At 66.6% G+C, this 13,257-nt stretch carries 15 protein-coding genes; 10 read left to right on the forward strand and 5 right to left on the reverse strand.

Translation table 11 applies throughout. From position 1 onward, the window contains the following. Window positions 1-154 precede the first annotated feature (154 nt). The 3 genes from ACPEES_RS09875 to ACPEES_RS09885 all read left to right on the forward strand — a co-directional run bounded on the left by ACPEES_RS09875 (window position 155) and on the right by ACPEES_RS09885 (window position 2,438). The gene (locus ACPEES_RS09875; RefSeq protein ID WP_435103302.1) at window positions 155-538 is read left to right on the forward strand and encodes a hypothetical protein; all 384 of its coding nucleotides are present in this window, start codon (window positions 155-157) and stop codon (window positions 536-538) included. Then, complete coding sequence (locus ACPEES_RS09880) at window positions 535-1,350, forward strand: HDOD domain-containing protein (RefSeq protein WP_435103303.1); 816 nt, start codon at window positions 535-537, stop codon at window positions 1,348-1,350. The genes ACPEES_RS09875 and ACPEES_RS09880 overlap by 4 nt, the downstream gene beginning before the upstream one ends. Before the next feature lie 104 nt (window positions 1,351-1,454). Then, window positions 1,455-2,438 carry a cyclodeaminase gene (locus ACPEES_RS09885; protein ID WP_435103304.1) on the forward strand — a complete coding sequence of 328 codons (984 nt, stop codon included), beginning with the start codon at window positions 1,455-1,457 and terminating at the stop codon, window positions 2,436-2,438. On the opposite strand, the gene ACPEES_RS09890 is transcribed toward ACPEES_RS09885, so the two are convergent. Together ACPEES_RS09890 and ACPEES_RS09895 are read right to left on the reverse strand one after the other, a co-directional pair. Further along, on the reverse strand, window positions 2,435-2,722 hold the full coding sequence (locus ACPEES_RS09890) for an HlyU family transcriptional regulator (RefSeq protein WP_435103305.1): 288 nt from the start codon (window positions 2,720-2,722) through the stop codon (window positions 2,435-2,437). The two genes, ACPEES_RS09885 and ACPEES_RS09890, sit on opposite strands and share 4 nt — an antisense overlap. Before the next feature lie 61 nt (window positions 2,723-2,783). Next, the gene (locus ACPEES_RS09895; protein ID WP_435103306.1) at window positions 2,784-3,680 is read right to left on the reverse strand and encodes a LysR substrate-binding domain-containing protein; all 897 of its coding nucleotides are present in this window, start codon (window positions 3,678-3,680) and stop codon (window positions 2,784-2,786) included. Between the two features lie 148 nt (window positions 3,681-3,828). Between ACPEES_RS09895 and ACPEES_RS09900 the strand changes: the two genes are divergently transcribed. Beyond that, window positions 3,829-4,065 (forward strand): DUF1127 domain-containing protein, encoded by a 237-nt coding sequence (locus tag ACPEES_RS09900; RefSeq protein WP_435103307.1) that lies wholly within the window; start codon window positions 3,829-3,831, stop codon window positions 4,063-4,065. 74 nt (window positions 4,066-4,139) lie between these two features. Continuing rightward, window positions 4,140-5,396, forward strand: a complete 1,257-nt coding sequence (locus tag ACPEES_RS09905) for a serine hydrolase domain-containing protein (RefSeq protein ID WP_435103308.1) — start codon at window positions 4,140-4,142, stop codon at window positions 5,394-5,396. A 160-nt stretch (window positions 5,397-5,556) separates the two neighbouring features. Here ACPEES_RS09905 and ACPEES_RS09910 read toward each other — a convergent pair whose 3' ends face one another. Beyond that, window positions 5,557-5,886, reverse strand: a complete 330-nt coding sequence (locus tag ACPEES_RS09910) for a DUF3634 family protein (protein WP_435103309.1) — start codon at window positions 5,884-5,886, stop codon at window positions 5,557-5,559. 6 nt (window positions 5,887-5,892) lie between these two features. Continuing rightward, the gene (locus ACPEES_RS09915) at window positions 5,893-7,080 is read right to left on the reverse strand and encodes an MFS transporter (protein ID WP_435103310.1); all 1,188 of its coding nucleotides are present in this window, start codon (window positions 7,078-7,080) and stop codon (window positions 5,893-5,895) included. A gap of 265 nt (window positions 7,081-7,345) precedes the next feature. On the opposite strand from ACPEES_RS09915, the gene ACPEES_RS09920 reads away from it, so the two are divergent. From ACPEES_RS09920 to minE, 5 genes are all read left to right on the forward strand, one after another. Continuing rightward, window positions 7,346-8,821 carry a hypothetical protein gene (locus tag ACPEES_RS09920; RefSeq protein WP_435103311.1) on the forward strand — a complete coding sequence of 492 codons (1,476 nt, stop codon included), beginning with the start codon at window positions 7,346-7,348 and terminating at the stop codon, window positions 8,819-8,821. A gap of 19 nt (window positions 8,822-8,840) precedes the next feature. Then, a complete protein-coding gene (locus ACPEES_RS09925; protein ID WP_435103312.1) occupies window positions 8,841-9,299 on the forward strand; it encodes a hypothetical protein in 459 nt (152 codons plus the stop codon). A 443-nt stretch (window positions 9,300-9,742) separates the two neighbouring features. After that, window positions 9,743-10,474, forward strand: a complete 732-nt coding sequence (minC, locus tag ACPEES_RS09930) for a septum site-determining protein MinC (protein ID WP_435103313.1) — start codon at window positions 9,743-9,745, stop codon at window positions 10,472-10,474. Between the two features lie 69 nt (window positions 10,475-10,543). Continuing rightward, window positions 10,544-11,350, forward strand: coding sequence for a septum site-determining protein MinD (minD, locus tag ACPEES_RS09935; RefSeq protein WP_435103314.1), 807 nt, complete (start codon window positions 10,544-10,546; stop codon window positions 11,348-11,350). A 3-nt stretch (window positions 11,351-11,353) separates the two neighbouring features. Next, window positions 11,354-11,629, forward strand: coding sequence for a cell division topological specificity factor MinE (gene minE / locus ACPEES_RS09940; RefSeq protein WP_435103315.1), 276 nt, complete (start codon window positions 11,354-11,356; stop codon window positions 11,627-11,629). A gap of 36 nt (window positions 11,630-11,665) precedes the next feature. On the opposite strand, the gene ACPEES_RS09945 is transcribed toward minE, so the two are convergent. Then, on the reverse strand, window positions 11,666-13,252 hold the full coding sequence (locus ACPEES_RS09945) for a LysM peptidoglycan-binding domain-containing protein (protein WP_435103316.1): 1,587 nt from the start codon (window positions 13,250-13,252) through the stop codon (window positions 11,666-11,668). Between the last annotated feature and the right edge of the window lie 5 nt (window positions 13,253-13,257).

The following is a 13,257-nucleotide window of genomic DNA, read 5'->3' on the forward strand; positions in this document are numbered from 1 at the left end:
CCGCTGATCATGGCGACGTTGGTCGCGGACGGGGTGGGCGTGGAGTCTGCGTCGCATCGGTCATGGCGTTGATTCGGCGTTGATGCTTGGCGCACCATCGGTGTTGCGAACATCGAAAAATGTGACATATTGCCTTGCCAGAGAAAGAGAATCGATGGGCGGGGTGGTGATGGAAAGCGACCGCGAACCGGAGTGGGTGGCGGATGTGCTCTCGCGCGCGGACGCGGGGTACCGCTCCAGCGATGATGGTGACCCTCGTCGTCTTCAGGTCTGTCTGAGGAAAGTCGCCGAGGAACACCAGGCCCGATCGTCCGCCTGCCGCGGGCTTGTCCGCTCCATGTTGCCGCTGCCCACCTTCTCGGGTGGCATCGTACAGTTCGAGCCTGGCGAACGCCCCGAGCGACTGCTCGAACGTGCCGAGGGGCTTGTGTATCACGCCAGGCGGGCCGGCAAGGATGCTATCCGGATGGATACGCCCGCCCGCATGCAGGCAGTGCCGCGGACTGGCGACGTCAGCCGTCTTCGGGAGGGCGCGTGAGCCGGGTGACGGCGCGTGATTGTGCCATTGCTGCCCGCGATCTGCCGTCGCCGCCGATCGTTTTTCAGCGGCTTTCAGAGGTGCTGGCACGCCCGGACTGGAACATGCAGACGGTTGCCGGCGTCATTGCGAGCGACCCGGGAGTGGCCGCGCGTACACTGAGGCTCGCCAACAGCCCTTTTTTCGGCCTGCCACGCCAGGTCGAAACGCTGGAGGAGGCCGCGTCCATCGTCGGCCTGGCGGAGTTGCGGCAACTGGTGCTGGCGACCAGCGTCATCGACGGGTTCAAGCGTATTCCGCAGGATCTGGCTTCCCCGTTGATGCTTCGCGAGGGCGCGGTGCGCAGCGCCGTGCTCGCCGCGGCTGTTGCTCGCTGCGGGTCCTTGGTCCCACCACGGCGCGCCTTTCTGGGCGGGCTGCTCCACGACGTGGGCAGCGTCGTGGTCTGCTCGGTGATGGCCGAGCAGGCGCGCGAGGTCCTGCTGACCTCACCGTCGGACGGCGACCGTGTCGTCAGCCTGGAGCAGCGCGTGTTCGGCACCGAGACGTGTGAAGTGGGCGGGGCATTGTTGCGACACTGGCGGTTGCCGGAGGCGCTGGAGGCGATGGTACGGTTCTGGCCCGCGCCGGCCGACGAGTACGCGCCTGATGCGGCCTTGGTCGTGCATCTGGGCGTCACGCTCGCGGTGGGGTGCGCCGTGCCGGGGCGCGATGCGGCGATCTGGCATGCCTGCCGGGTCGATCCCGAGTCGGCCGCCGGGCTCGTCGACGACAGCGAGCCCGAAATCGAGCGGCTGCTTGGCATGCTCTGATGCCGCCGCCCATCGCGGCAGGGCGTTGCCGTGCCGCGAGCGGCTCCGCCCGGCGGTTAATCTTTCCAGAGCATCATCACTGCATATCGCGACAGGATACCGACATGGTCACCGTTGTCACCGAATCGGAGTTGCGCCATTGCGTCACGGCGGATGCCGAGGCGCTCGCTATCGTCGAGGATGGCTTTGCCCGGCTGGGGCGGGGGGAAGCGACGATCCCGCCGATCATGGGCCTCGAGATCCCTGAGAAGAACGGCGCGGCGGACGTCAAGGCTGCGTATGTGAGCGGCTGGGAGGCATTCGCCATCAAGATATCCACGCGGTTCTTCGACAACCCCAGGCGCGGACTGCCCAGCGGCAGCGGCATGATGACGCTGCTCGACGCCGACACGGGCCAGCCGCGGGCGATACTGCTGGATAACGGTTACCTCACCACCGTTCGTACGGCGCTCGCTGGCGCGCTGGCCGCCAAGTATCTCGCGCCACAGCGTGTTGCCACCGTCGGCGTGATCGGTGCCGGCAGCCAGGCCCGGTGGCAAGTGGCTGCGTTGCGCCTGGTGAGGCCTTTTGATCGGGTGGTGGTTTACGGCCGCGATGCCGAGCGCGCCACGCGTTATGTCCAGGAAATGGCCGACGGCCTCGGCGTGCCGGTGGAGGCCGTCGACTCGGCGGAGGCCCTGGCGCAGGCCTCGGACGTCATTGTCACCACCACGCCCGCCACCAAACCGCTGCTCGAAGGTGGCTGGCTCCGTCCCGGTACCCACGTCAGCGCCATGGGTTCGGACGCCGCTCACAAGAACGAGCTTGCTCCCAGCGTGTTCGCGGTCGCCGATGTGGTGGCCTGTGACCTCCGGGATCAGTGCCTGCAGCGCGGTGAGCTGCGCCACGCCGTGGCAGCGGGAACAGTCACTCAGGATCATCCGGCGGTCGAGCTCGGTGCGCTGGTGAACGGCGGCGCGCCCGGCCGCAGCGACGATCAGCAGATCACCGTGTGCGATCTCACCGGCGTGGGGATCCAGGACACGGCGATTGCCCGCTATGCCCTGCGGTGCGTCGTCGCCGCAGGGCTGGGGCAGGAGATCGGCTAGCCGAACAGCTGATCGCCCTGCTCGTCGATGATCTGCTGTCCCTTGCGCAGGCTCACGGCCACCGCGTCGTCGTGCGCCGGGTAGGTGTCCGCGCGCACGAACGACCGGGTCTGGGCCTGCTCACCCTCGCCCCGGGCGATTTCGCCGGCCACACGCCAGGTATTGCCCTCCTTGCGCGGCATGGCGCGAACCTCGAAGCCCTTGTATGTTTCCCGCGCCGCTACTTTGGCGGTGTCGTCGTCGCCCCCGCCGCCGCGGAGGCTATCCAGTAGCCGTTTGAACATGGAGATTCTCCGCTCGTCTGCGTTCCCGCTGCCCGCCGTCGGGTGGATAGAGCCACGGCGCTCAGTTGCTCGCAAGCGCCCAGGGGGTGCTCGCGGGCTCTTCGTGCTGGTTGCGGAAGCTGTGCAGGATATGCTCGTGGAGCTCGTCGATGACAGCGCTCTGGCGATGGTGGCTGCGATAAAGGGCTATGTGAATGGAGCCCACCCCGGGCATCCCCTGGCTCTCGTCCAGCACCACCATGTCGGGGGTGAGCGTGCTCCGGGCCATGGCGCCGACGGCCAGTCCCGACAGCACCGCCGCCTGCAGGCCGGCATTGCTGGGGCTGCTGTAGGCGACCCGGTAGGCGATATTCGCTTCGTCCAGGGCGCGCAACGTCATCGCGCGGATCGGGCAACCCGGCAGCCACATCGCCAGCGGCAGCATCTCCTGTAGTTCGAGGCCCGCCCCCGGCACCGTCGCGAACACGATGGGTTCGCTGTGGACTACGCGCCCGTCGAGGCCACTGTCCTCACAGGAGGCGAGCACGAGGTCCAGCTCCCCGTCGCGGATCTGACGGCGGAGGATATCGCTGGTCTGGCAGTGCAGCTCCACCGCGACCGCCGGCTCCGCCTCGGCGAAACGCGCCAGGATACGCGGCAGAAAGCAATGGGCGTAGTCGTCCGGTGTCCCGATGCGCACGGTCCCGCGCAAGGGCGGCCGCACGACGCTGTTCACGGCTTCCTGTTCCAGCCGCACCATGCGCCGGGCGTAGGTGAGCAGGTGCTCGCCGGTCGGCGTCGCTTCCACACCGCGTGGCAGACGCTTGAGCAGTGGCTTGCCCAGCGAGCGCTCGAGCTTGCTGATTTGCATGCTCACGGCTGCCTGGGTGCGGGAGACACGTTCAGCGGCCGCGGTGATGCTGCCGGTGTCCACCACGGCGACGAAGGCGCGCAGGGCGGCAAGATCCAGGTGCGTCATGGTATGGGGTTCCTGAGTTTAGAATCTCTTATACGGTGCCTTAGAAATATAAGCTAGTCGAAATTCCCCATCAGGACCAGCATGACTCCCGCGCGCCGCCTCCGGCACGGATACGGCGCCGATACTTCAGTCGCGGAGGGAGAAGGTCATGCGGGAACTCATACAGTGGCTACGGGACCAACGCCTGTTCCGGCAGGAACGCCAAGCGCTCACGGGGCTCGATGATCGCATGCTCCGGGATATCGGTATCACCAGCGATGAGGCCTGGCGGCGGACCCGTTCGTTTCGCGCGTGGCGCGAGGAAGTCAGGCCGCATTCGCGGCTGCGACGGCCCGATGCCGCGGAGCTCACACGCATGGTGCACCCGCCCGTGGTCATGCGCTGATGGTGGACGCCCGCTCGCGTTGCCACGCATCATGACAAAGGACGTTTGGCGTGGGCACGGCATGGGAGTGGGCCATGAGCGAGCGGGTGATCCCGGAGACAGTGGGATTGAGTGGCGAGCGGCTCGCGCGGATTCGCCGATGGATGCGGGGGCACGTGGAGGCGCGGCGGTTGCCGGGGGCCAGCGTTCTGGTGGCTCGCCGCGGGGGCATCGCTTTTTTCGAATGCGAAGGCTATCGGGATGTGGAAGCCGGCGCGCCGGTGACCACGCATACGATTTTCCGCATTTTCTCCATGACCAAGCCGCTCACCAGCGTCGCGGTCCTCATGCTCTATGAACGCGGCGCCTTGCAGCTCGATGACCCCGTCGCCCGCTATCTGCCGGAGTTCGCTGCACCACAGGTGATGGTCGGGGGTGAACCTCACGCGCCGAGGCTCGAACCCGCCGACACGCCCATTACGGTCCATCATCTGCTCACCCACACGGCAGGACTCACTTACTGGTTCATGGAGGAGCATCCGGTCGATGCGCTCTACCGCGAAGCGGGCATCGATTTCGTCCGTGGCACGGGAAGTCTGGCCGACATGGTCGGGCGTGTCGCGGACATGCCGTTGATCTGTCAGCCGGGCGCGCGCTGGAACTACAGCGTCGCCACCGACGTGCTCGGCCGTCTGGTTGAGGTGGTCGCCGGGCAGCCGTTCGCCGATTTCCTCCGCGGGGAGGTGCTCGAGCCGCTCGGGATGGTGGATACGGACTTCGAAGTGCCCGATGACAAGCTCGATCGCTTCGCTGCTTTGTACGGCCCTCCGGGCGGGGTGGGTATGGCAACCGAGAGCCCCGGACCGACCCCCGCGGGTGGCCTCGAGTTGCTGGACGCACCGACCGACAGCCCGTATCGGACGCCAGTGGGGCTCGCCTCGGGCGGTGGCGGGCTGGTTTCCACCGCCTCGGACTACCTGCGCTTCTGCCGGATGATGCTCAATCGCGGTGAGCTGGACGGGGTGCGCCTGCTCGGCCGCAAGACGGTCGAGTACATGACCTGCAACCACCTTCCGGGCGATCTGGCGGCGATGGGTCAGGCGCGCTTCGCCGAGACCCGCTACGAGGGCATCGGCTTCGGGCTCGGTGTCTCGGTGACGCTGGATCCGGTCCGCGCGCGTGTGGTGGGTACACCCGGTGAATATGCCTGGGGCGGCGCGGCCAGCACGGCGTTCTGGATCGACCCGGCGGAGGAGCTCATCGTGATATTCCTGACCCAGCTTCTGCCGTCGTCCACGTACGCCTTGCGGCCGCAACTGCGCGTGCTCACCTACCAGGCGTTGATCGATTAGCGCTGGATGGGCCATCTACCGTGAAAACGATGGCCACATAGACACTAAGGATGCAACGCGCACACGGTCGAATCCGCTGAGTCAGCAATTTCCCACGCGCGGCTGTGGATCGGCTGCGCATGTACTCCAATCTTCGTGGTTCTTCGTGTTCGGCGACTTGCTAGCCGCGAGCGCGCGCGCCACCGGGGCCGCCGCCGGGCGGCGGCTCCCAGATGTTGCGGATGGGTTGCCGGGCGCGCTCGGGGAGATCCCGGGAGAAACGCAGCGCCTGGCCGCGGCCGGTGCGCACGCACCGCACGCGGCCGCGATTGACCTTGTGCAGGCGGGCGATGTCGCGGCAGCCGTCGAGGAAACCGGGCGGTGGCCTGCCGCGCTCGGCGGTTGGGCCGTCGGCGCGGAAGGCCACCACGAAGATGGTTCGGCCGTGAATCACGAAGCCGGCGAACAACGCCACGACTGCGGTACCGAGGATGATGGCGAGCCATTCCATAGTGTTTCAGGCAGTTGCGGTACGGGGGCGAATGCGTAGCCGCAGGCCCGGGGCGAGGCCGGTGGCGAGCAGGGCGTAGGCGCCGATGGGGATCAGTGCCGTGAGCACGTCGCCGGCGAGGTCCGCCGTCAGCCCGCCGATCAGAGGCACACCGAAGGCGGCGGCGTAGCCCAGAGTGAACATCCCGGCGGACAGGCGCCCGGCGGTAGCGGCATCGGCGATTTGTGGAGGCAGCGACACCAGCAGGATGAGCTGAACGGCGGAGGCGAAGCCGACGGCGAACACGCCGGCCATCGCCGCCCAGCCGTCGAGCCAGACGAACGCGGCGAGGCCGGCGACGCACAGCAGCCCGCTGGCGATGATGGGCCCGCGCCGCGCGAGCAGGTGCCGGGTCAGGGCCAGCATGGCGAGTGAGGCGAGTACCTGGCTCAGGTTGAACAGGAACAGGGTTTCGGGCAGGCGATCCAGCGTGTCGCGCCGTTCGAGAATGCTGCCCATGTAGGCGTTGGTCCCGAAGAACACGGTGGAGGCGCTGCCGAGCAACAGCCCCAGGCGCCATACCTGGCTGTCGCGCCAGTCGGGGCCCCAACGGCTCTCGCGCGACGCGGAGACCCGCACGGAAGCCGGTCGTGTCAGCGCGATGGCGATCAGCACGGCCGGCAGAGACCATAGGAGCAGTGTGAGCCGCCAGCTCCCGCCGGACAGCGGCATGACGACGGGCAGAGTCAGACCGGCACCGATGAACTCGCCCATGAGCATGCCGTTCATGTACACCGCTGATCCGAGGCCGACGAAACCCGGGCACCACAGGGGCAGTATGGCGGGCAGCGCCGGTTGCATGGCGGCGACGCCCAGGCCCAGGAGGACGGTCGCGGCGAAAAGGATCGCCGTCGGTGGCGCCAGTCCGCGGGCCGCGGAGCCCGCGGCGACCAGAAGGACAGCGATCACGAGCGTCCGCCGTGCGCCCAGGCGCGCTATGGCATAGGCGCCGGGAATGGCGCCGGCGGCGAGCATGAGCACGGGCAGCGTGGTCAGCGCGCCGATACCCGTCTGGCTAAGGCTCAGATCCCCCGCGATCGCGGGGGCCAGCGGCGGTGCGACGAGGATAGGCACTCGCAGGTAAAGGCCGGTGAACCAGAGCAGGACGAGAATGCCGGCGCGTTGTGCGAGCGTCGAGGGTGTGTCGTCGGTCATGGCGGGAGTCTACCAGCGAACGACGTGGTTGAGCCCTCGGGGTCTATCGGCGTTACGAGCTGCGCATTCGCCCGGCAATCTGAGAACCACTTCTCAACACCATTCCGTCGAACTTATACTTCTGCTCAGGGATTCCCTTGTTCAGGGAGAGATGGGGGCGCGGCGTCATCGAAGTCTGCCAGGATTGCGTTACGGACGACTCTCCCTCTCCGAGATCTACGGGTTTCCTGCCGACCCGTAATGAAGGAAGAAGTGGAGAGAGTGTATGAGCGATTCGATTTCCCCGCAGGCGTCCGAAGAGAACATCCTTCTGCTGGCACGGGCTCCCTGCCTCGTTTTCCTTCTGGTCGCGGCGGCCGATGGCAGCATCGACAAGAAGGAGATCAAGCGCTTCGCCAAGCTGCTCCGGCACAAGGACTACCGGGAGCTGGGCGCCGCGATTCAGCAGTCCGGCCTGTCCGTATTGCAACTGATGACCAGTGTCCGGCAGCAGACCGATGATCCGCTGGAAGAGCTGAAACGGGTTTCCGGGCTTCTCGATCGGCATCTGAAGCCCGGCGCGGCCGGCGCCTTCAAGGCAACGCTGCTGGCCTTCGCCAAGGCGATCGCGGAAGCTTCCGGGGGATTCCTGGGGCTTTTCGGCAGCAAGATCAGCAAGGAAGAAAAGGCCGCTCTGTACCTCATCGCCGACGCGCTCGGGCTGCTGAATGCCGCCGACACGGAGACTGCGCCGTCGGAAGCCGTGTTCGGCTCGCCTGTGGAGCTGGGCGACGATGTCTACCCGGTGCTCAAGTCGTCGGACTGGGCCAGCGGATCCCGGGGCGAGGTCATCATGCGTTCTGTGTATCTTACGGAAGAAGTCGAGCCGGACGAGCCGGTCGTCGCCTACGGCATCGACGTGCCCGAGACGGTCCGTTTCATCAATACCGACGAGCTGCCGGGCACCCTGAGCGTCGAGGACCTGCACGACAAGGCGATGGCCAACCTGGAGCGCCGTCTCACCAACGTCGACTGGGAGGAGCTCAGCCACGAAACAGGGATTGAAGAGCTGCCGGAGGTCCGGGGGTTCGTGCTCGCGGGAGACTATTACTGCAGCGAGGCTCTGCTTTCGGAGAGGCTGCTCAAGCAGGCACACGAGAAGCTGGGCGCCGCCATGATGATGGCCATCGCCCCGGTCAGGGGCCAGCTGTACGTGTGCCGCCTGCCGGCGGAAGAAGGGCCTTCGCCGGAGAGCCTGGTTTTCGCGCACTTCGCGCTGACCCGGTACTTCAATCCGCCCGATGCGCCGATCGCACCGAAGGCGTGGATCGTGCGCAATGGCAAGGTGGTCGGGCACGTCAATGGCATGGACGCGGTCGTGGAGAGTGCCCGCAAAGCGGCGGAGAAGGAGGTCGAGGACGAGGAGAGCAAGCTGCACCACATGGCGACGACGATTGTCACCGACGACGACCAGTTCCGGCTCCGGGTCACGGTGACCGCCTTCGATGTGGCGATCATGCTGAGGAATTTGCAGTATGCCCTTCGCGGGTATGTCCACTCGGCGGTTGAGCGGGAGGGTTTCAGTGGGCTCGTCGACGTCAACGTCCGGATCGAGGACGGCAGCTATACGCCCGATGACCGCACGGAGCTGTCAGGGTTGATGGACGACATGTTCGAGTTCCTCAACAACCAGTTCGCCAGCCACGGCCTTACCGGAACAGGCGACCAGCCCATTCGCCTTGCCTATCAGCTGGAGAACTGAGTGATTGCCAGAGCGTCACATGACGGGTCTTGACCGGATCAGCTACGAGAAATGGCAGGCACTGATCCGCCTGCCATTTCTCTCCCTGCTCGCCGTGTATCTCGACCAGCGTGGTCGAATGCATGCGCGGCAGGTGCAGGTCTACTGCGACCACCTGGGGGCCATCGTTGCCCGGGATCCCGGCTCGACCCTGGCGCAGATCGCCGATGATGCGCTCCGCGAGTCCGTCAATCAGTTCAAGGAGCTCCGGCCGGATGACGTCGATCACTTCATTGCCCGGTGCGCCATCGCTGTCGAAGCCGCGCGTACCGCCCTCGACCCGGCAAGCTTCGATGAGCTTTGCCGTCTGACCAAAGAGCTTGCTTCCGCTATCCGGACATCAGCTCCCTGGCATCTGCGGTTGCGCATGATCCGGTTCCGCCACCGCCAGTCCGCCGTCCCCTTCGGTCAGCAGCTACTGCGGGCGTTGGCCGTATAGCGTTGGCTGTTCCCGGGGCGCTTGATTCAGATACCGGATATTGGCGGCGCCGTATGTGGTGTCTGAATCTGTGGGGAACGGCCACCCACGCCGACCGGTCCGGCAACTGCCGTGGGGCACCCGCACCGCGATCTTGCCGCTTTTTCCTTTCCATTTCTCTCTTTGTGCCTTTTCGTTCTCCTTCGTGTCTTTGTGTCCACTCTTCTTCCAATCCCATTCCGATCTCCTTTATCGCGGCTATTCGGTGAGGCGTTCGTCGCGGCGTGGCGGTTCGCCTATTGATAGACCCGTGATCGCACGATATAAAGGCGGCAAGCAATTCCGGGGACGTCCCCGACCTCGGTTCCGCGGACCGTGAGTGCGCATGGCACTAGCGTCGGGACCGGGTCGGGGACGCGTCGTTTAAGCAAACCCCAATCGGGGGCACGGCCAGCAGGAGAGGCATGACCTCACAGGCGCGTTCCGCTCGTTCCGGTCCCGCTTTCGAGCTCAAGGGCCGTATGCTCACCCTCACCATCCTGCGTCTGATGGACTCGGACCTGGAGCGCTTCCTCACCGATCTGGAAGCCCGCATTGATGAGGCCCCGGCGTTCTTCGACGGCATGCCCGTGATTCTCGACCTGGCTGGAGTGGCGGATGCCGGCGTCGACGACGTCTGGCTTAGCGAGCTCGCCCATCATCTCTGGCAGCATGGTCTGGCGCCTGTCGCCGTCGCGGCCGGCGACAGCCGTATCGAGTCTTTCGCACAGGGGGCGGGGCTCGGCGTGATGCGCCAGGCGGGGAGCGCCGCCGCCCGCGATGTGGATACGACACCGACGCCGTCGAGTGAGCCCGCGAGATCGGCGGCGCGGGTGGTAACGCAACCGGTGCGCTCGGGGCAGCAGGTCTATGCCCGCGGCGGCGACCTGGTGGTGCTCGCGCCGGTCAGTCCGGGGGCCGAGGTGCTCGCGGACGGCAACGTGCATGTCTACGGCAATCTGCGTGGCAGGGCGCTCGCCGGCGTGCAGGGCGATGCCGGCGCGCGCATATTCTGTCAGCAATTGAATGCGGAGCTGATCGCGATCGCTGGTTGCTATCAGGTGAGTGAGCATTTCGACGAATCGGATCGAGGGGGTAGCGTTCAGGTTCGTCTCGACGGTGAAACGCTGAGCATCGAGCCGCTGGGCAGCGCCTGACGGGGTGGACGGGACGCCGCCACGCGTGGGGCGTCTAGGTAGCACGAATACAAGATTGGAGGATTCAGCGTGGCGAAAATCGTCGTCGTGACATCCGGCAAGGGGGGCGTGGGCAAGACCACCTCCAGTGCGGCGCTCAGTACCGGCCTCGCGCGCCATGGCCACAAGACGGTGGTGGTCGATTTCGATGTGGGCCTGCGTAATCTGGATCTCGTAATGGGCTGCGAGCGTCGCGTGGTCTATGACTTCGTCAACGTCATCAATGGCGAGGCGAATCTCAACCAGGCGTTGATCCGCGACAAGCGCGTGGATGATCTCTACATCCTTCCGGCCTCGCAGACCCGCGACAAGGAGGCGCTGACCGCCGACGGGGTCGAGCGGGTGCTCGGCGAGCTCTCCGAGCAGTTCGACTATATCGTCTGCGATTCGCCGGCGGGTATCGAGCGGGGAGCGCATCTGGCGATGTATTACGCGGACGATGCCATCGTGGTGACCAACCCGGAGGTTTCCTCCGTGCGTGACTCCGACCGCGTGCTCGGCCTGCTTGCGAGCAAGACCCGCCGGGCCGAGCAGGGCGGCGACCCGGTCAAGGAGCACCTGCTGATCACCCGTTATGCGCCGTCCCGCGTGGGCAAGGGCGAGATGCTGAGCGTGGAGGACGTGCGCGAAATCCTCGCCATCGACCTGCTTGGCGTGATTCCGGAGTCCACTGCCGTGCTCAACGCCTCGAACGCGGGTGTGCCCGTCATTCTCGAGGACCGCACCGACGCCGGGCAGGCCTACGAGGACGCAGTGGCCCGATTCCTCGGCGAGGATCGCGAGCATCGCTTTCTCGGCGAGAAGAAGGGCTTCCTTGGGCGACTCTTCGGGGGATAGGGCATGAGCTTCCTGGATTACTTCCGCTCGCAGAAGAGGAAGTCTGCCTCGGTTGCCAAGGAGCGGCTCCAGATCATCGTTGCCCGGGAGCGTTCGGGCCGCGATGGCCCGGATTACCTGCCGCGGCTTCAGGAAGAGCTGCTCGCGGTGATCCGCAAGTACGTGCAGGTCAGCGACGACGCCGTGCGCATGGAGGTGGAGCACGAGGGCAATTGCGATGTCCTCGAGCTCAACGTCACGCTCCCGGAGGACAGCCGACAGGCCACCGCCGGGCGGTGACCATGCCTCGGTGGGCAGCCCGCTTGGGGCACGGGGTCACCCGCCCGGGCGGGTGACGTCCACCTTGAGCTCCAGGCGCTGGCCCGGGCGCAGATAGTCGCCAGGCAGGTCGTTCCAGCGGCGTAGATCGGCTACCTGAACGTTGAACCGGCGGGCGATGCGATAGAGAGAGTCGCCGCGGCGCACGGTGTAGGAGACCGACTGAATGCGGTCGCGACCCGGGCCGCCGGAGACTGGCTCGGCGCCGCTGTGGCGGACGGTGAGCGTGTCCCCCGGGTGGAGCGTGGCGTTCTTTGACAGCCCGTTCCAGGCGGCGAGGGCGTCGACGTCCACGTCGTAGCGCTGGGCGATCGCCCAGAGGCTCTCGCCGGACTGAATGGTGTGCCGCCGGGCGCCGGCGTCGGAGGAATTGCGGGCCGCGATGGCCGAGGCGTCCGTGGGCCGGCCGGATACCGGCACGACCAGTTGTTCCCCCGTACGGATGAGATTGCCGTTCAGGTCGTTGACGTCGCGCAGCACGCTGACGCTGGTGTGGTACTGGTCGGCGATCTGCCCGAGGGTGTCGCCCTGCGCCACGCGGTGGCGCTGCCAGCGCATGCGCTCATTGGGGGCGGTGGCGGCGAGTCCTTCGCGGAAACGTGCAGTCCGGTCCGCGGGCAGAACCAACCGGTGCGGGCCCTGGGGCGGGGTCGCCCAGCGGTTGTAGCCGGGGTTGAGCTGGTACAGTCGCTCGGTGGTGATGCCCGCCAGGTCAGCGGCGAGGGCGAGATCGATCTGGCCGTCGACTTCCACCACGCGAATCGCGCGCTCGTCCGGGATGTCGGGCAGAGTGACACCGTTGACCGCCGGTGTGGCGACGATGTCGCGCAGCGCCAGCAGCCGGGGTACGTAGGCCTCGGTCTGGGCAGGAAGGTCCAGGTGCCAGAAGTCCGTGGGCTCACCGCGTCGGCGATTGCGCTCGACGGCACGCTGCACCGTACCCTCGCCGGCATTGTAAGCGGCGATCGCGAGCAGCCAGTCACCGTCGAAGAACTCGTGCAGATAGGCGAAATAATCGAGCGCCGCGTCCGTGGCGGCGACGAAGTCGCGCCGGCCGTCGTACCACCAGTCCTGGCGCAGGCCGAAGTGACGGCCGGTACCCGGTACGAACTGCCACAGCCCCGCCGCATGGCCGTTGGAATAGGCGAACGGCCGGTACGCGCTTTCGACGACGGGGATCAGGGCAAGCTCGGTGGGCAGGTCGCGGGCATCCAGTGCATTGACGATATAGCGCAGGAACGGCCGCGCCCGTTCGCCGACGCGTCCCAGGTAATCGGGGTTTTCGGTGTAGGTGGCTGCTTCCCGCTTGATCGCGGCCTTGTCCGCCTCGGGGAGTGCGAAGCCGTTGCGTACCCGATCCCATACGTTGTCCGGGGTATCGCCGTCTTCCGCCTTCGGGGGCGGAGCGGGCTTGGGTATCGCGGCGAATCCGCTGGGGGCGATGAGTTCGTCGGCGGTGGCGAGCATTGAGCCGGTGTGCTCATGCACCGGTGTGCCATCGGTGCCCGCGCTGCGTTGCGGGACGGCCGTACAGGCATTCAGCGCGATGCCCGCCGCCAGGTATAAAGCGATATTCGAGCGCAAGCCTC

Origin of the sequence: Arhodomonas sp. AD133 (assembly GCF_051195215.1) — a bacterium.
GTDB lineage: Bacteria > Pseudomonadota > Gammaproteobacteria > Nitrococcales > Nitrococcaceae > Arhodomonas.

Coding starts and splice junctions, on each gene's coding strand:
- ACPEES_RS09875 (WP_435103302.1), top strand. CDS start 155: ATGGGCGGGGTGGTGATGGAAAGCGACCGCGAACCGGAGTGGGTGGCG.
- ACPEES_RS09885 (WP_435103304.1), top strand. CDS start 1,455: ATGGTCACCGTTGTCACCGAATCGGAGTTGCGCCATTGCGTCACGGCG.
- ACPEES_RS09890 (WP_435103305.1), bottom strand. CDS start 2,722: ATGTTCAAACGGCTACTGGATAGCCTCCGCGGCGGCGGGGGCGACGAC.
- ACPEES_RS09895 (WP_435103306.1), bottom strand. CDS start 3,680: ATGACGCACCTGGATCTTGCCGCCCTGCGCGCCTTCGTCGCCGTGGTG.
- ACPEES_RS09900 (WP_435103307.1), top strand. CDS start 3,829: ATGCGGGAACTCATACAGTGGCTACGGGACCAACGCCTGTTCCGGCAG.
- ACPEES_RS09905 (WP_435103308.1), top strand. CDS start 4,140: ATGAGCGAGCGGGTGATCCCGGAGACAGTGGGATTGAGTGGCGAGCGG.
- ACPEES_RS09910 (WP_435103309.1), bottom strand. CDS start 5,886: ATGGAATGGCTCGCCATCATCCTCGGTACCGCAGTCGTGGCGTTGTTC.
- ACPEES_RS09915 (WP_435103310.1), bottom strand. CDS start 7,080: ATGACCGACGACACACCCTCGACGCTCGCACAACGCGCCGGCATTCTC.
- ACPEES_RS09920 (WP_435103311.1), top strand. CDS start 7,346: ATGAGCGATTCGATTTCCCCGCAGGCGTCCGAAGAGAACATCCTTCTG.
- ACPEES_RS09925 (WP_435103312.1), top strand. CDS start 8,841: ATGACGGGTCTTGACCGGATCAGCTACGAGAAATGGCAGGCACTGATC.
- minC (WP_435103313.1), top strand. CDS start 9,743: ATGACCTCACAGGCGCGTTCCGCTCGTTCCGGTCCCGCTTTCGAGCTC.
- minE (WP_435103315.1), top strand. CDS start 11,354: ATGAGCTTCCTGGATTACTTCCGCTCGCAGAAGAGGAAGTCTGCCTCG.